18 protein-coding genes are annotated in these 16,369 nt (G+C 41.3%); 8 read left to right on the forward strand and 10 right to left on the reverse strand.

Annotated elements, in window-relative coordinates; all coding sequences use genetic code 11:
• The first annotated feature begins 8 nt into the window (after positions 1–8).
• The 8 genes from ACED20_RS16980 to ACED20_RS17015 all read left to right on the forward strand — a co-directional run bounded on the left by ACED20_RS16980 (position 9) and on the right by ACED20_RS17015 (position 8,053).
• Positions 9–1,091, forward strand: coding sequence for an HmuY family protein (locus ACED20_RS16980; protein WP_294241179.1), 1,083 nt, complete (start codon positions 9–11; stop codon positions 1,089–1,091).
• Positions 1,092–1,113: 22 nt separating this feature from the next.
• On the forward strand, positions 1,114–1,992 hold the full coding sequence (locus ACED20_RS16985) for a hemin ABC transporter substrate-binding protein (RefSeq protein WP_294241180.1): 879 nt from the start codon (positions 1,114–1,116) through the stop codon (positions 1,990–1,992).
• Positions 1,976–3,019, forward strand: a complete 1,044-nt coding sequence (locus ACED20_RS16990) for an iron ABC transporter permease (protein WP_294241181.1) — start codon at positions 1,976–1,978, stop codon at positions 3,017–3,019. The genes ACED20_RS16985 and ACED20_RS16990 overlap by 17 nt, the downstream gene beginning before the upstream one ends.
• On the forward strand, positions 3,016–3,786 hold the full coding sequence (locus ACED20_RS16995; RefSeq protein WP_294241182.1) for a heme ABC transporter ATP-binding protein: 771 nt from the start codon (positions 3,016–3,018) through the stop codon (positions 3,784–3,786). Before ACED20_RS16990 ends, ACED20_RS16995 begins: the two co-directional genes overlap by 4 nt.
• Positions 3,783–4,436, forward strand: coding sequence for a class I SAM-dependent methyltransferase (locus ACED20_RS17000; protein WP_378105912.1), 654 nt, complete (start codon positions 3,783–3,785; stop codon positions 4,434–4,436). The genes ACED20_RS16995 and ACED20_RS17000 overlap by 4 nt, the downstream gene beginning before the upstream one ends.
• A 5-nt stretch (positions 4,437–4,441) precedes the next feature.
• Positions 4,442–5,470 carry a hemin-degrading factor gene (locus tag ACED20_RS17005; protein ID WP_294291155.1) on the forward strand — a complete coding sequence of 343 codons (1,029 nt, stop codon included), beginning with the start codon at positions 4,442–4,444 and terminating at the stop codon, positions 5,468–5,470.
• Positions 5,471–5,654: 184 nt separating this feature from the next.
• Positions 5,655–6,527 (forward strand): ChaN family lipoprotein, encoded by an 873-nt coding sequence (locus ACED20_RS17010; RefSeq protein ID WP_378105916.1) that lies wholly within the window; start codon positions 5,655–5,657, stop codon positions 6,525–6,527.
• Positions 6,528–7,432: 905 nt separating this feature from the next.
• A complete protein-coding gene (locus ACED20_RS17015) occupies positions 7,433–8,053 on the forward strand; it encodes a peptide deformylase (RefSeq protein WP_345767659.1) in 621 nt (206 codons plus the stop codon).
• Between the two features lie 4 nt (positions 8,054–8,057).
• Here the strand turns inward: ACED20_RS17015 and ACED20_RS17020 are convergent, their stop codons facing one another.
• The 10 genes from ACED20_RS17020 to trpA form a co-directional block, all read right to left on the reverse strand.
• Positions 8,058–8,954: a hypothetical protein gene (locus tag ACED20_RS17020; RefSeq protein WP_294241189.1), complete on the reverse strand. Its 897-nt coding sequence runs from the start codon at positions 8,952–8,954 to the stop codon at positions 8,058–8,060.
• 34 nt (positions 8,955–8,988) lie between these two features.
• Entirely contained in the window at positions 8,989–10,110 is a 1,122-nt protein-coding gene (locus ACED20_RS17025; protein WP_378105919.1) for a lactonase family protein, read from the reverse strand.
• Between the two features lie 269 nt (positions 10,111–10,379).
• The gene (locus ACED20_RS17030) at positions 10,380–10,802 is read right to left on the reverse strand and encodes an organic hydroperoxide resistance protein (protein ID WP_294200870.1); all 423 of its coding nucleotides are present in this window, start codon (positions 10,800–10,802) and stop codon (positions 10,380–10,382) included.
• A complete protein-coding gene (locus tag ACED20_RS17035; protein ID WP_294200871.1) occupies positions 10,803–11,237 on the reverse strand; it encodes a MarR family winged helix-turn-helix transcriptional regulator in 435 nt (144 codons plus the stop codon).
• Between the two features lie 24 nt (positions 11,238–11,261).
• Complete coding sequence (locus tag ACED20_RS17040) at positions 11,262–11,894, reverse strand: NAD(P)H-dependent oxidoreductase (protein WP_294200872.1); 633 nt, start codon at positions 11,892–11,894, stop codon at positions 11,262–11,264.
• A 188-nt stretch (positions 11,895–12,082) separates the two neighbouring features.
• Positions 12,083–12,385 carry a hypothetical protein gene (locus ACED20_RS17045; RefSeq protein WP_378105922.1) on the reverse strand — a complete coding sequence of 101 codons (303 nt, stop codon included), beginning with the start codon at positions 12,383–12,385 and terminating at the stop codon, positions 12,083–12,085.
• Between the two features lie 56 nt (positions 12,386–12,441).
• Complete coding sequence (locus ACED20_RS17050; RefSeq protein WP_378105925.1) at positions 12,442–13,395, reverse strand: protein-glutamine glutaminase; 954 nt, start codon at positions 13,393–13,395, stop codon at positions 12,442–12,444.
• 222 nt (positions 13,396–13,617) lie between these two features.
• Positions 13,618–14,649 (reverse strand): serine hydrolase, encoded by a 1,032-nt coding sequence (locus ACED20_RS17055; protein ID WP_294200876.1) that lies wholly within the window; start codon positions 14,647–14,649, stop codon positions 13,618–13,620.
• Between the two features lie 158 nt (positions 14,650–14,807).
• Entirely contained in the window at positions 14,808–15,542 is a 735-nt protein-coding gene (gene lipB / locus ACED20_RS17060) for a lipoyl(octanoyl) transferase LipB (RefSeq protein WP_294241197.1), read from the reverse strand.
• Positions 15,543–15,574: 32 nt separating this feature from the next.
• A complete protein-coding gene (gene trpA, locus ACED20_RS17065; RefSeq protein ID WP_294241199.1) occupies positions 15,575–16,354 on the reverse strand; it encodes a tryptophan synthase subunit alpha in 780 nt (259 codons plus the stop codon).
• Positions 16,355–16,369: the final 15 nt, after the last annotated feature.

Below are 16,369 nucleotides of genomic sequence, written 5' to 3' on the forward strand. Positions count from 1 at the left end.
TATTTACCATGAAGAAAATACTATTTGGTTTTTTGTTGGCAACTTTATTTATCAGCCAGTCCTGCATCAATTATAATGAAGATCCGGTTCCTGTTTCTCCGATAGAAGGGAATGTTGCAAATCCGCTGGTAGGAGGGCCGACGCAGCCCAATCAGGTATGGTTTGATCTGAGCGAAAATAAGGAAATTGTTACCAAAAGAACCGACTGGGATCTTGCCTTTTACTCAGGGAGTTCCTTTAAAGTTATTCTTAATTCATCCATCATGATGGCAGCCGGAAAAATTCCCAATGCTTCTGATATAGACCTGGTGACCGAATCCGGTGTTTCTGCACTAAAGAACCAAGTACAGGTAGCCAACTTCAACCCATCCAATGAAGCTTATATTGACGATGTGAAAGGAAATTTCCCGACGGGATATACAGCGATAGAAGAAATTAAGGCTGATGATGCTGAAAATGCAGTCTATCTGATTAACATGGGTAAAGAACTTTATAAGGGAGCGGTAGCGCAGGGTTCGGTAGTTACCGGCGGTGATTCCAGAGGATGGATGAAGGTTCAGATCGTAAGATCCGGAGAAGGGTATAAAATAAAATATGCTGAGCTTGGGGCCACTACCCATAAAGAAATCACAGTAGCCAAAAATGCTGCATACAATTATAATTTTGTTAGCCTGAAAAACAATAAAGAAGTTTTTATTCAGCCCGAAAAGAAAAAATGGGATCTCTGTTTTAGCGTCTTTACCAATGTCATTGCCGGCGCAGGAAGCTACATTTATGCAGATTTTGTTACCCATAATAATATAGGTGGAGTGGGAGCTTATGAGGTTGTTGTAAATTCAGGATCCGGTGTTGAAGCATATAATAATTTCAAAGCTTCTGATATTAATCCGTCTAAACTGGTTTATAATGACCAAAGGATTATCGGGGCAAACTGGAGAAATCCTGTAGGAGCCAATGGATTGGAAGTATACGGAAACCGTTTCTATATCATTAAAGATGCAACCGGATATTATTTCAAACTAAGATTTACCAGGCTCACCAGCGTACAGGGAGAAAGAGGTTTTCCTCAGTTCGAATACAAACCTTTATAATAAATCAAATAATAAATAGATCATGAAAAAAATCATTCTTGCCGCTTCATTGCTGGTTGCCGTGTACTCATGTAAAAAAGAGGAAAACACCAAAACCGGAAATGCTACGGAAGTCAATTCGGAAACACCAAAATCCAATAATAAAATCGTAACGCTTAACGGAGGCATTACGGAAATCGTAGCCGCTTTGGGACACGAAAAAGAAATCGTAGGAACCGATGTGACCAGTACATATCCCGCATCGTTGAAAAGCACGGCGGTAGATCTGGGACACGTAAGATCAATGACGATCGAGCCGATCATGGCGGTTTCTCCGACCTTAATTCTGGCTTCGGATAAAGACATCAATCCTGCTTTGATGGGAAAAATAAAATCTTCCGGGATCAGAACGGAAATTTTCGATCAGGAATTTACGGTAGACGGTACTAAAAAGTTAATCGCCGAAGTGGCAAAAGCTATCGGAAATGCGGATTACCAGAAGCTCAACGATAAGATCGATGCCGATTTAAAACAGATCCAGCCGATCGCCAAAAAGCCAAAAGTATTATTCATTTATGCCAGAGGAAATATGCTGATGGTTGCCGGGAAGAATACCCCGATGGCCTCGCTGATTGAAATCGCAGGCGGAGAAAATGCGGTAAATGATTTTGAAGATTTCAAACCATTGACCCCGGAAGCGGTGGTAAAAGCAAACCCTGATATATTGTTTTTCTTTACCAGCGGACTGCAGGGAGCAGGAGGAAATGAAGGGGCCTTAAAGATGCCGGGCGTTTCCCAGACCAATGCCGGGAAAAATAAGAAGATCATTGCCATGGACGGAGGCCTGGTTTCAGGGTTCGGGCCGAGACTGGGAGAAGCTGCCGTAGGATTAAACAAATTGCTCATTGAGAACACAAAGTAAATTATACGTTTACGTAACCATAAGTGCCATACTGCTAGCCATCATAGCAGTATGGTCTCTCAACATTGGCGTCTATGATTTCGGTGGGAAATCTGCATTTGAAGTTTTGGGAAAAATGATAAAAAATGATCCGGATCTGGCATTAAGCGACCGGTATGTTATCTGGGACGTACGGGCAGCCCGGATTATCATGGCGATCCTGATCGGAAGCATGCTTGCGGTTTCGGGAACCGGTTTACAGGGATTGTTCAAAAATCCTTTGGCCACGGGAGATTTAATCGGGCTTACATCGGGAGCTACTTTACTTGCTGCTGTTACGATCGTTTTAGGAGGGCACTTCAGACAGTACCTTCCTGAAGCGGTACAGTTTTCACTGGTAGGCATAGCCGCTTTCATCGGTTCTTTTTTATCTATGCTTTTGGTATACAGGATTTCGACAAACGGAGGGAAAACCAATGTCGTCATGATGCTGTTGAGCGGAGTTGCCATTACCGCGATCGGCTTTTCCATCACCGGGTTCCTGATCTATATTTCGAAAGACGACCAGCTGAGAGACTTGACTTTCTGGAACCTGGGAAGCCTGGCTGCCGCAACGTGGACGAAGAATATCATTCTGACGATTGTCCTGCTTATTTCCTATTTCATTTTGCTGCCGAAAGGAAAAGCCTTAAATGCCATGATGCTCGGCGAAAAAGATGCGCAGCATTTGGGAATCAATGTAGAACGGCTGAAAAAGCAGATCATCATCATTACCGCTTTGATGATCGGGAGCTGCGTGGCCTTTTCGGGAACCATCGGTTTTGTAGGCCTTATCGTTCCTTATATTTTAAGATTGTTATTTAAATCCGATTATGCTTTCATTTTGCCACTGTCGGCTATTTTCGGAAGTATTTTACTGCTGACTGCGGATACCTTCAGCAGAAGCATTGTTGAACCTTCGGAACTGCCGATCGGGATTCTGACCGCTTTAATGGGAGGACCGATCTTTATTTCAATTTTAATTAAATTTAAAAAATCACTGTCATGATCAGGGCGCATCAGATCAGTTACCAATACAAAGACTTCCATATCCTCGATGCGGTAGATGTTCATCTGGAATACGGGGAATTCCTCGCGATTGTCGGGCCGAACGGAGCCGGAAAATCCAGCCTGCTGAGTATGCTGGCGAATGAGGTGAAATCCAGACAGCAGATTGTATTCAAAGATAAAAACATCAGCGACTGGCCGGTGCAGGAATTGTCCAGACACAAGGCAAAGTTCTCCCAGCATAACAGCAACGATATTCCGCTTGAAGTAAAGGATGTCGTGATGATGGGCCGTTACCCGTATTTTGATGCACAGCCGAAACAGGAAGACCTCGAAGCGATGAACAAGATGATGTACGAAACCGATGTCTATTATTTGAAAGACCGTGAATACAACACTTTATCGGGCGGAGAAAAACAGCGGGTTCACCTTTCGCGGGTGTTGGCTCAGCTTCAGAACAGGATTGCCCACAAGCTTCTATTTCTTGACGAACCCTTAAATAATCTTGACGTAAAACATCAGTACAAAGTGCTCGAAACCATTAAAGAGTTTACGCAAAAAGCCAATTCCGCAGTCGTAGTTCTTCACGACCTGAACCTGGCGGCCCAGTATGCGGATAAGATCTTATTAATGAAATCAGGCAGGGCAGCCGCTTGCGGAACACCGGAAGAAGTATTTACGGCTGAAAACATCAGCAATGCCTATAATTTTCCGTGCACGATCTGCGAACATCCCGTTAGCCATAACCCTATGATAATTTTCGGATGATGGATAAAGACAAACTGAAAATATTAGCTCAGCACCTTGCTCATCCAGAAGGTGAAAAAGGTATTGAGATCGGCGAAATGATGAATGCCACCAACATCGGAATGACTTTAGAAAGCATTCAGGCCCTTCTGATTGAGGATCATGAACATATTCTGGAGATCGGGCACGGAAACGCCGGCCACGTAAAAAGTATCCTGAACAGAGCCCAGGACGTACAGTATACGGGAATTGATATTTCCGAAACCATGCACAGGGAAGCTTTAAAACTGAACGGAGCTTTCAGGGATCAGGCAGATTTTATGTTGTATGACGGGGAGAAGCTGCCGTTTGAGGATAAGACTTTCGATAAGATATTCACCGTAAATACCGTCTATTTCTGGAAGCAGCCGGTAGAATACTTAAATGAAATTTACCGGGTTTTGAAAAGGACAGGGACATTTGTTCTGACGTTCGGACTGCGGGATTTTATGGAAACGCTGCCTTTTACCGAATTCGGTTTTACCCTTTACAATACGGATGAAATGGAGGAGGTTGTATCAAAAAGCTATTTCAAAAGTATGACGGTTTTCGAAAAGCAGGAAGAAGTGAAAAGCAAAACGGGAGACGAAACCATGACAAGACATTACACGATTTTAACCATAAAAAAATAAAAATAATGAGCACATTAGTAAACGACCTGAAAGAAAAATGGGAAGCTCTTAAAGCAGAAAATCCACATCTTAGAATAAGAAATGCTGCGGCAGAATTGGGCGTAAGCGAAGCGGAACTGCTTTCGACGAACGTTGGAGAAGGAGTAACGGTTCTGAGACCGGAATTTCAGCATATTTTAACGGAAGCGGAGCAGCTGGGGAAAGTAATGGCACTTACCCGCAACGACGAATGCGTTCACGAAAGAAAAGGAACCTACCTGAACGGTGATTTCAGCAGTCCGCATGCCCAGCTATTCGTGGGTGAAGATATCGATCTGAGGATTTTCCTCAACCACTGGAAATTCGCTTTTGCTGTAACGGAAGGCGATAAAAAAAGTCTGCAGTTCTTTGGAAAGGACGGACTAGCCCTGCATAAAATTTACCTGACGAAAGACAGCAACGAAACGGCTTTCGATGCCATCGTGGAAAAATATAAAGCCGATGGTCAGAATTCATCTTTTGAATTTGAACCGGTAGCTCCGAAAGCGGAAGAAAAACCGGATTCCGAAATTGATGTGGAAGGATTTCAGCATGCGTGGAAAACATTGAAAGATACGCATGATTTCTTTATGATGACCCGGAAATTCGGCGTAAGCAGAACACAGGCCCTGAGACTGGCGCCGGAAGGTTTTACCAAAAAAATCGACAGCTCGAAAGTGGTGAATGTCCTCGAAGACGCATCTGAAAAACAACTGCCCATCATGATTTTCGTCGGAAACCGGGGAATCATCCAGATCCATACCGGAAATGTCCATAAAACTTTATGGCACCAGCAGTGGTTCAACGTGATGGATCCCGATTTCAACTTACACCTTGACGTTACAAAAATAGCAGAAGCCTGGATCGTGAAAAAACCGACGGAAGACGGTGAGGTTACTGCGATTGAAGTGTTTAATAAGGAAGGGGATTTTATCGTTCAGTTTTTCGGAAAAAGAAAACCGGGAATCCCTGAGCTGCAGGAATGGAAAGACCTGGTCGCAGACCTAAATAAATAGTTAGATTATTTTTAGGGCCGTTTTGTGTTATGCAGAGCGGCTTTTTTATCTTTCTTACCACAAATTTCACACATATTTGCAAGAATGATGCTGAGGTTATTGAGCGTTTTTAAACGTTCGGGAGTATTAACTTTAAAATTATATTGTGATCTTTGCAATCCTTATTTGTGTAAAAAAAATCATTATGAAAAATATCTTCATCGCCATATTATTATCAGGGTTTTGTTTGCTAAAAGCCCAGGAATTTAAAGCCTATCAGTTTTATGATAAAAAAGGAAATGAAACCGGAACGGAGAAACTAATCAACGAACTGGCGGAGTATGATGTAGTGTTCTTCGGGGAAAATCATAACAGTTCGATCAACCACTGGCTGCAGCTGAAAGTAACCGAAGCTTTGGTCGCCAAGAAAAACGGACAAGTTGTATTGGGAGCGGAAATGTTTGAAAGGGACAACCAGCCTCAGCTGAATAAATATCTGGCCGGAAAAATGGATGCCAAAACCCTAAAGGACTCAGCTAGATTATGGAACAATTTTGCGACGGATTACAAACCGCTGGTTGATTTTGCGAAGGATCGAAAAATACCTTTTATTGCGACCAATGTTCCCCGAAGATATGCTTCCCAGGTTTCAAAAGAAGGACTGGAATCTTTAAATAATTTAACGGCGCAAGATAAAACTTATATGGCCAGGCTTCCGGTTAAAGTAACATTGGATACGCCCGGTTATTCCGAAATGAAAAAGATGATGGGCGACCACGCAGAAGAAATGAAGGTGATGAATTTTGTTTCCGCCCAGGCCATCAAGGATGCCACCATGGCGGAATCGATCCTGAAAAACCTGCAACCAGGAAAGACGTTCATCCATTACAACGGCAATTACCATAGTAAAGAATTCGGCGGTATTTACTGGTATATCAAACAGCAAAAGCCTAATCTGAAAATAGCGGTGATCTCCGTCTTTGAATCCGCAGACCCCGAACTGAAAGTCCCGGCGAAAGATTATATCCCCACGGATTTTAACCTGGTGATCCCGGAGGATATGACGAAAACGTATTGAAGAACCAGGGAGAAAGTAAAAGGAGCCAGGTTTTTTAAGAGCATGTTTAAAATTTTAATTCATCAAACTTTCCGTTATTTCTCTTAATTTTCTGAATTAAATAAACTTTGTTTATTCTTCACTTTAATACGATGATTTCAATTGATTTAATTGAATATTGCCGGGCAACCGACATATTGATTTTTTAAGTTATAAAATGCCTTAAATTCTTAATGTTAAAATAGAAAAAGGTAAATTTAAACAGGCTCTAAGTGGGAAGATTATTTTCTAATTTAACGTGAATCCGATGATGCTTAATTTGTTTTCAGTTATTAAAATAAAAAACACAGGAAATGATCTGGAATTTTAATTAGCGTTTTTTCTTTGCGATCATTTGATATTTGAGACTGTTATCGATATGGTGATCGAAGAAACTTTCAGTCTTCAGCTTCCCTTCTTACAGCCTTTAAACTCAGTTTTTACTTCGGGTTCACGTTAATTTAGCTTCTGCGAATCCTTCCGGGCTGCTCTCTAATACCAGGTCTGGATCCCTGCGGGATGACAGTGTGTTTTTGGCTGCGAATAGTATGATTGATTTTTAATGAAGATCATCGATGAATTTTCCGCACTTTTGTCATTCCAGGAATCTGGACGTAGTATTAGAGATTCGCGTAGAGTGATTGTTTAAACCACAGATCTGCTCAGATTTTCACAGATGATGGCGCATAATTCCTGATGCGTTTTTATTTCGTATTTTAAATTTATAAAGTAAGCTTTAATGCCCTATTGTCATTCCGGTAGGAATTTCAATCCGAATCTTTGCGTATAGCTTTTCAGTATTACATTCCATAGGGAATCTGGAAAATCGTGTCTTGTTATGTCAAAACTTAAAAAACATCGTTTATCTTTGTCCAAGATTCCTTAGCATGAAAAAACTTTCTCTTCTATTGATCCTTTATGTCGGATTCATCCATGCCCAAAAACTGACTGCCGATGAGGTTAAGCTGATTAACCAGGGCGACATCAATACTGCTTTGCCGATTTACCAGACGACCGATGAAAATCAGCATAAAACCTTACTGAGCTTTTCTGCGGAAATCGATCCGCTGGATAAAAATACGGCGGTTCTGATAGAAAGAATGAAGAAGTCCCTGATGTCAACGGACGGAGGAGTAGGCATCGCAGCGCCGCAAGTGGGAATTAACCGAAAAGTGATCTGGGTGCAGCGTTTCGACAAGCCGGGAGAACCGCTGGAATATTTTATCAACCCCTTGATTACCTGGAAATCGGAAATCCAGAACTTTGGTCCGGAAGGCGACCTCTCCATTCCCGAATTCAGGGATCAGTTTTACCGGAGCCAGGTCATTCAACTGGAGTATGTTGATCTGAAAGGACAGAAACATTCGGAAATTGTCGAAGGATTTACCGCTGTGATTTTCCAGCATGAAATCGATCATCTTTCCGGAATTTTGATTTCAGATAAAAAGGAAAGGGAATTCAATGACCGATATGAAAAGGTGGATGCTTTTAGGAAAATGATGCTATAGAAAATTATATTTCGTTCGATTTATCATTTATTTTGTAACTATAATTATTGATTAAATTGATCTGTAAGTTTTTATCATTCAGTATTCCTGAAATCTGATTATTAATCACATTAAAAATATTTCTTTCTCCCAAATCAAATTCTTTATGATGGTTAGGACATAGTACGACCAAATTTCCGATGATGCTTTTTCCGCCTTCTGCAACAGCTTTTATATGGGCTACTTCAACATAATTTACTTTCCGTTTCTTATCTGGAATAACAGAATGGCAATCAGGAAACTGACATTTATAGTCAACATATTCTTTTAATAGTTTAACTATTTTACTGTCTTTTCGGATTAATTTATTTATAGTTTGTATTCTTCTTTCAGGTTCAATTAAAAGCATTTTATCATTAAATTTCTGAATTTCATTCTCTAGAAATATCTTTCTGTCAGAAAATGTGTCATTTACTGTAGTTTCATTGATATATGACTGCAATGTTTCAGAGAATTTATGTTTATCAATCTTCTGAAAACCAATTCCAAAGTTTCCGCAGAATTTTTTAAAACTTTCAAAATCTTCTAAATTATTGAGCAGTACAGGATGCTTTAAATTTTTACCTGTTCCTATGGCAATTAAATCCGCAGCTGCTTCTTCTATACTTTCAATTTTAAAGGAGTACCACAAATAGTAATTTTTAATTTTATTTTCAGTTTTTCCTACAATTAAAAAACATCTGCTTCCTTTAGCTTTTGATATTGTTTTCTTTGTTGTGTAGATCCAAGGTTCTTTTGTTTTTTCAGTGTCATCAAGAGTAAGATCTGAAACTAAAGAATCAAAATCAATATTTTCTGTTGGGAAATATCCAAGTTTATCTGCATTATGATATTGGACGTAAAGGTTTTCGGTAGTCGCCATGGTTAAAAGATTTAATCTAAATTATAATATTTAATCAATATCTCCTAATCTCCACACACGAAACCCCCTTAATTTTAATCTTCCTGCCCACTTTTTTCAGCAATCCGGTTTCCGGATTCCGTTTGAACACGACAACAGTACCGGTGCCGGCATTGGTGGCAATCAGGAATTTTCCGGTGGGATCAAGATTGAAAACCCGCGGATGCTTTCCTTTGGTGGATTGATAACCGACGGTTTTTAAAGTTCCGTCATGATGAGTTGAAAAAATGGCAATGTTATTTTCATTTCCCCGGTTGGACGCATACAAAAATTTGCCGTCGGGCGAAATATGGATGTCCGAACTTTCAAAATCTTCTTTATATTTTGCGGAATGCGTGTTGATACGTTGGAGGCTGTCTAGTTTTCCATTATTATATGAATAAACACTTACCGATCCACCCATCTCTTCAATACAATAAGCAAATTTCCCGTTGGGATGAAAGGTGAAATGTCTCGGTCCGCTTCCCGGAACAGTGAATGTAAAAGGAATTTCTGCCGGCTGTAAAGGCTGGTCTTTTTCATTTTCAAACCGGTAGATCCTGATCTTATCCGCTCCCAGATCCGGAAGAAAGACATATTTAAAGTCCGGAGAAAAAACGGTGGAATGGATATGCGCCCGTTCCTGCCTGCCTGGGTCTACACTCCCTTCGGTAAATTTAAAATTCTGGACATATGGCTGGATCTGGCCATTTTCATAAACAGGATACACCGATACGCTGCCTTCTGTATAATTTCCGTTCACCAGCCATTTCCCGTTTTGATGGAGGGTGAGATAAACAGGATTTTCGCCGCCGCTTTTCTGTTTACTGATAAACGCAAGCGACTTTTTTTCAGGATCGAATGCAAAACTGCTGACACTTCCTCCGTTTTTTGTCTTGCTTTCCGTGCAGGCAAAAATATATTTGCCATTGGGAGAAACTATAAGAAAAGAAGGATTTAAAATTCCGGCAAAAGAAGTTACTTTCGACAATTTCCCGCTGAGCGTATCCAGTTCGTACACATAAAGTCCTTCCGTATCTTGAGCGCGGTTGAAGGACCCGAAGAAGGCATATGTGTGCTGAGCATGAGCTTTAGATAAGCTTATGACAAAAATGATAAGGAAAAGGATAGGTTTCAAGAGTGATGCTTAAAGTGTTGAAAATTTTGATTGTCAAACATACTGATATTTTTGCAGGAATTGTCGATAATATTCCCGATTATTCTCTAAAGGTTTCCTGCTAAGTTCGGTATGTATGGTGTTTATCGGCTGGACTCACCAACGTATTTTTTTCACCACTTACCAAATAATATCTTCATTAAATTACCATTCAGCAATCACTATCAGAATCCTAATAAAAAAATCTGCTTCCTAAAAAGCAGATTTCCTATTATTCAAAAGATATACTCTTAATTATTCGTTACCGAAAGTTTAACTTCGATGTTATTTCTTGTCGCATTGGAATACGGACAAATCTCGTGTGCCTTTTCCGTCAGCGACCGGGCTTCTTCAATAGAAACTTCAGGAATATTCACATCCAGCTGAACGGCAAGTCCGAAGCCACCATTGTCAATCTGGCCGATGCTTACTTCTGCGGTTACGGTGGTTTCTCCGGTTTTTATCTTTGAAAGGGAAATAATCCTGTTCAGGGCACTGTCGAAACAGGCGGCATAGCCTGCGGCAAACAGCATTTCAGGGTTGGTGAAATCGTCGGTGGCACCGCCCAGTGCCTTTGGCATCTTTACTTCCAGGTCAAGGACTCCGTTCTCGCTCTTTACTTTTCCGTTTCTGCCTCCTGTGGCGGTAACTTTTGTTGTGTATAAGGTTTTCATTTATTTTTCTAATTTGCTTAATATTTTTTGTACGCTTTCCTTCAGTGCCATCCAGTCTTCAGGCGAAGCGTCCACTTTTTTATGGATTTTCCCGGGAATCTCACAGGCTTTCTGCTTCAGGGCTTTCCCGGAATCAGTAATATAAACTTCAACCACCCGTTCATCTTCTTTCTTTCGTTCCCTGCGGATGAAGCCTTTGTTTTCCAGTCTTTTAAGGAGCGGCGTCAAAGTGCCACTGTCCAGGTACAGCTTTTCGCCGATATGGTTTACAGGAAGCCCGTCGTTCTCCCAGAGTACCATCATAACGAGATACTGCGGATAGGTCATATCAAGCTCTTCCAGAAACGGGCGGTACATGCCCGTAATTTCTTTGGCAATCACATACAGCGGAAAGCAGAGCTGATTTTCCAGTTTTAAAGGTTCCTGTTTTTCCATGTTTTGAAAATGAAAAGTTTACTGTTATTTTCTGATGATAAATTCCTCCATTGGAATTCTTACTTTCTTCATGTGGGACAGCCAGTCATTTTTCTCGTCTCTGTAACCCAGATACAGCAGGCTCACACTTTTTAGTCCTAAATCTCTTAATCCTAAAATTTCATCCACCACCTCATTGCTGAACCCTTCTGCCGGCGTACTGTCGATTTTCAGTTCCGCTGCCTGTGCCATGGCCAGTCCTAAAGCGATATAGGTTTGTCTGGCCGTATGTGCAAAATGCTCATCCGGGGTCTGCGCTCCGTAGATTTCTTTGATTTTATCAGTGTAGCTTGAAAAACGTCCTCTCGGTAAATCCCTAACGTCCGTGTGATAATCGTACACCTTATCGATCTTTTCATCAGAATAGCTGTCCCATGCTGCAAAAACCAATACCTGGGAGCAGTCTCTCATCACTTCCGGGTTTAAAGCCCCTTTTACCATTTCCTCCTTCAGCGCCTGATTTTCCACTACGATGACACGGAACGGCTGCAAGCCCGATGAAGTGGGAGCTAACCTTGCTGCTTCTAAAATTTTATTTACATCTTCTTCCGATACTTTTTTAGTCGGATCATAAGCTTTTACCGCGTGTCTCCAGTTTAAATCTTCTATTAATGACATTGTTTTAAATTTTTAGTGAATTTTATACTGCAAAGATATTGCCAAATTAAATTGTGTGCAATTTAATTTTGTTAAATTTTATTTAAATTAAATTTGGAAAAGCTTTTCAACGGTAAAAAAAACCAGCCATGGCAATAAGCCAAGGCCGGACATTGAAATACAATTGAGTACAAATTCTTATTGATTGGTTATTTAATCCTTTTAATAATATTGGTTTTATTTTCAATCCTGATGTCAAAAGATATGTTTTTTTTAAGACTCAGATCAGCCTTTTCCATCAGGCTTTTATAATCGGGAGATTTTTTTGAAATATAAAATACCTGTGCACTTATCCCGATGGAAATCCGCATCTGCTCTTCCGGGTGTTCGGGATCTTCGATAATGTTTGTGATGGAAGAATCATTATACCAGGTTAAATTCTGAGGGGACGAATTTCCAGAACAGGAAGCTGTTATCATGAGGAAACAGATTGTAGGGATTAACAATTTCATTTTATATCAGTTAAGCTTACGTAAAAAGGCAAGAGCTGTATCGTAATCATTTTAACTTAAAATCCACAACTGGCCACGCTTGGTGCCGGGCTTGGAGAGCATCCGGAAAGAGACGCGAAAGTAGTCAGTACACAATTGGTATTCACATAATTGTTGTCATACAGTAAAGATCCCGATGGGCTTCTGTAGTACACATTTCCTGCCGTGTTGGCGTAAGAGGAAGCCGAGGCAGAGCCGCAGCTGGTATTTACACAAGCATTTCTCCACGCCGTATCCGTTACCGGTCCGCTGGTGAAAAGGGAAGGATCGATGATTCTTTTTTCAACTGTACCTGAAGAATTTTTGAAGCTGACCAATATGGCCACATGGTATCCCCAGGATACACAGCAGGTGCCGGTAGAAGCTTTCAGGTTTCCGTAGACGAATTGTTTTTCACAGTCGTAACCGGCGTTAAGAAGGATCTGTCTCATTTTATGAGCCCTGGCATAACATCCGTCGACGGCATATCTGAAGGTGATGCAGGGAGAAGATGCGGTAGATGTTCCGCAGGACTGGTTCTTAATCTGGGTGAAAAGGCTGTTCAGCGTCGCCTGGTTCGGAATCACGCTTACGGCTTTCTGTGCTTCCGTACTTGTTTCCCTGATAAGCAGCGATTTAAAATAACGTATATCTTCTTCCGTCGGTTGGCCTACTTTTACAATTTCATTAGTATTGGCTTTCAGGAAAATTTGGATTGGGGTTTCATTTTTTACGGCTTCCCCAATCATGGAAATGTAGACTGCATTTTCTTTGCTGTCCCGGATTTCAAAATTCTGGGCGGTAATGATAAAGTTCACCCGGTATTTGCCGTTTTCTTTTTCCATGGTTACCGGAACCGTTCTTCCGAAGTTTTGGACATTTTCACTGAATTCTTTTGCAAGCACAGGATCCTGGCCCGCATTGGAATCTGCACAGGCATTGAAGGACGCAATGGTCACAAATGCCATCATGGATAACAGAAGTTGTTTCATAGTTTTATTTTGTTTGGTTAGTATTTAGTGAGTATTAGTTCACTGCATTGTGATATTAAATGTAGCAAAAAAAAGAATACAAAAAAGATTTTTATTAAAAAAATAACCGGATGCTGAATATTTACAGGAATACAGGTAAATTCCTGTTATTTAAAGGAATAACAAGAGATACGGAAGGCAGAAAATTCTGTGGGACACCGGTTTTTAAAATGTGCGAATGGTTTATTCTTTCACCAGATTGCTGCTTAAAATGATGTTTTTGATTTCTTTTTCAAAGTAATAATACAGATCACTGTTTTCATTCATCTGGTTTTCCAGGATAATAAGGCTTACTTCACTTTTGGGAAAGTAAACATTGAGCGAAGCAAAACCGTCACCCAAACCCGTATGCCCGAAGTATGGAATTTCCTGATCGTCTACTATTCTGATATTGTAACCATAACCCACTTTATCTTTTCCGAATACATCATGTTGGGATTTTGCAGATGGAGTGGTCATCAACCGGTACATTTCAGGAGTCAGGATTTTTCCTTTGTGAAGGGCATCATTCCATATCGAGAGGTCTTTTACGGTCGTGATGATGCCGTCTGCCGGCAGGTTTTCGTCCGTAATAAAAGATTCTTCAACCGCACTGAACACATTACGGTCTGCCATGTGTCCGGTTACCAGTTTTCTTTTATCTTCTTTGGAGTAGCAAAAAGTATCATTCATGCCCAGTTTCAGGAATAAATTTTCAGCTGCAGATTTATAGGACTGCCCCGACACTTTTTCTAGGATTTTTCCTAAAAGAATATTGGAAAGATTGCCATATTTGAAATCCGATCCGGGCTTAAACGCCAGCGGTTTGTTAAGATCCGTAATTCCATGGGTGTGGTTTAGCAGTTGATGGACGGTAACAGAATTTGCCCAGGGCTGGGTAAGGTCATCCAGATACCTTCCGACAGGTGCCTGCAGATCGACTTTTCCTTTCTCTGCTTCCTGCAACACCAAGACGGCTGTTATCTGTTTTGTATTCGACATAATTTCGAACTGATCATCCATCTTCAGCGGGACCGGATTGTAGATGTCCTTAATCCCGTAAGCTCTGGAATATTGTACTTTCCCTTTTTTGGTAATCAGGACAACGCCGTTAAAGTTTCTGGGATTTTTAGTACCGATCAGGCTGTCGATCTCAAAAACATATTGATCTTGCGCAAATGAGTTGATGAACGACAAAAACAGGAGAAGGCAGATGCATTTAAAAGTCCGTGTCATTAAGTTTTTATTTAAGCGGCAAAAATAAAATTAATAATTCAATCCTGCCTTAAAAATCAGGGAACGGATAAAAAAATATCCCGCCATACAGATGACGGGATAAGTTATTGATGAAACAAAAGCGGTTTAAAAAACCACCTGATGTTTTACTGTTATCGTTACAAATTATTGAATTGCAGTTCCGCTTCAAAAACCTCTTCAAAATGTTTCCGGATTTTCGCTTTGATCCCTTCCATTTCCTCAGGCTCAAGTGCCCTTTCAAGCTCCCTTTTCAGCGAAGTCACCTGCTTGTCTTTGATCCCGCACGGAATGATGTATTCAAAATACCGCATATCGGTGTTTACGTTTAAGGCAAAACCATGCAGTGTTACCCAGCGGGACGCTTTTACGCCCATTGCACAGATTTTCCGGGCGTACGGTTTTCCCACATCCAGCCATACACCGGTTTCACCCGGGGAACGTTCTCCTTTCAGACCGTATTCGGCGATGGTGCGGATGATGACTTCCTCCAGGTTCCGCATGTATTTGTGGATATCGGTAAAGAAATTTTCCAGGTCCAGGATCGGATAGCCGACAATCTGTCCGTAACCGTGATAGGTAATATCGCCGCCGCGGTTGACTTTCACAAAAGTGGCATCGATTTCCTTCAGCTTATCGATTCCGGCAAGCATATTTTCTTCGTGGCCGCTTTTCCCCAGCGTATAAACGTGCGGATGCTCCACCAGTAAAAAATGGTTGGGCGTTGCCAGATGCTGCTCGGCAGGAAGATAACGGTTTTTGATTTTAAGATCAATGATGTTCTTCATCAGCGATTCCTGGTAATCCCAGGCTGACTGGTATTCGCGGGTTCCTAAATCTTCAAATGCGACGGTTTTATTCTGAATGGTATTCATATCGTTTTTTGACTGTACAAATTTAGTGATTTTTACCCGTTAATGGAACGGATGAAATCAGCGGCTTTGTTCTTCCAGTCTTCATGCTGTAAAAGGACGTTTACAAACGCAGTTCCGATAATTCCGCCGTCCGCTTTTTCGGTCACGTTTTCAAAATCTTCCCTGGATTTGATGCCAAAACCGATCATCACCGGATTTTTCAGCGGAAGAGCAGCCAGCCTTGAGAGGTAACTTTCATTTTTCAGAACCGTATTTTCATTTCCTGTGGTGGATGAGGAACTGACGGCGTACAGAAATCCCGAGCTTAAAGAATCCAGGTACAGGATCCTTTCATCCGAAGTTTCCGGAGTGACCAGGAAGGTGAAGTTCAGCTGGTACTGTTGTAAAACGTCACGGTATTTTTTCTCAAATTCGATCGGCGGTAAATCGGGAATAATCAGTCCTGACACCCCGCTTTCCGAACATTCCCGGCAGAAATTCTCAAATCCGAAACTCAGAACGGGATTGATGTATCCCATTAAAATCACGGGAACAGTAATTTCGTCTTTAACGGATTTTAGCTGGGCAAACAGTTTTTCGATCGTCATTCCGTTTTGCAGGGCGCGTTCATGGGCCTGCTGGATCACCGGGCCGTCCGCTACCGGATCCGAATATGGCATCCCGATTTCCATCATGTCGGCTCCCGAAGCCTGGATCAGTCTTACAATATCGGCAGTATCTTCCAGTTGCGGAACTCCTGCGGTGAAGTAGATGTTTAGTTTTTTTTGAAGCTGGAAGCCGGAGGCCGGGTGCTGGATGTTATTATCATTCATAAAGTTAGTTTAGCT

The sequence above is a fragment of the Chryseobacterium sp. sg2396 genome (genome assembly GCF_042610505.1).
In the GTDB taxonomy this organism is placed as follows: domain Bacteria; phylum Bacteroidota; class Bacteroidia; order Flavobacteriales; family Weeksellaceae; genus Chryseobacterium.

What these genes read in the sequence shown, in the direction of transcription:
- ACED20_RS16980 (WP_294241179.1), top strand. Translation starts at nt 9, where the DNA reads ATGAAGAAAATACTATTTGGTTTTTTGTTGGCAACTTTATTTATCAGC.
- ACED20_RS16985 (WP_294241180.1), top strand. Translation starts at nt 1,114, where the DNA reads ATGAAAAAAATCATTCTTGCCGCTTCATTGCTGGTTGCCGTGTACTCA.
- ACED20_RS16995 (WP_294241182.1), top strand. Translation starts at nt 3,016, where the DNA reads ATGATCAGGGCGCATCAGATCAGTTACCAATACAAAGACTTCCATATC.
- ACED20_RS17000 (WP_378105912.1), top strand. Translation starts at nt 3,783, where the DNA reads ATGATGGATAAAGACAAACTGAAAATATTAGCTCAGCACCTTGCTCAT.
- ACED20_RS17005 (WP_294291155.1), top strand. Translation starts at nt 4,442, where the DNA reads ATGAGCACATTAGTAAACGACCTGAAAGAAAAATGGGAAGCTCTTAAA.
- ACED20_RS17010 (WP_378105916.1), top strand. Translation starts at nt 5,655, where the DNA reads ATGAAAAATATCTTCATCGCCATATTATTATCAGGGTTTTGTTTGCTA.
- ACED20_RS17015 (WP_345767659.1), top strand. Translation starts at nt 7,433, where the DNA reads ATGAAAAAACTTTCTCTTCTATTGATCCTTTATGTCGGATTCATCCAT.
- ACED20_RS17020 (WP_294241189.1), bottom strand. Translation starts at nt 8,954, where the DNA reads ATGGCGACTACCGAAAACCTTTACGTCCAATATCATAATGCAGATAAA.
- ACED20_RS17030 (WP_294200870.1), bottom strand. Translation starts at nt 10,802, where the DNA reads ATGAAAACCTTATACACAACAAAAGTTACCGCCACAGGAGGCAGAAAC.
- ACED20_RS17035 (WP_294200871.1), bottom strand. Translation starts at nt 11,237, where the DNA reads ATGGAAAAACAGGAACCTTTAAAACTGGAAAATCAGCTCTGCTTTCCG.
- ACED20_RS17040 (WP_294200872.1), bottom strand. Translation starts at nt 11,894, where the DNA reads ATGTCATTAATAGAAGATTTAAACTGGAGACACGCGGTAAAAGCTTAT.
- ACED20_RS17045 (WP_378105922.1), bottom strand. Translation starts at nt 12,385, where the DNA reads ATGAAATTGTTAATCCCTACAATCTGTTTCCTCATGATAACAGCTTCC.
- ACED20_RS17050 (WP_378105925.1), bottom strand. Translation starts at nt 13,395, where the DNA reads ATGAAACAACTTCTGTTATCCATGATGGCATTTGTGACCATTGCGTCC.
- ACED20_RS17055 (WP_294200876.1), bottom strand. Translation starts at nt 14,649, where the DNA reads ATGACACGGACTTTTAAATGCATCTGCCTTCTCCTGTTTTTGTCGTTC.
- lipB (WP_294241197.1), bottom strand. Translation starts at nt 15,542, where the DNA reads ATGAATACCATTCAGAATAAAACCGTCGCATTTGAAGATTTAGGAACC.
- trpA (WP_294241199.1), bottom strand. Translation starts at nt 16,354, where the DNA reads ATGAATGATAATAACATCCAGCACCCGGCCTCCGGCTTCCAGCTTCAA.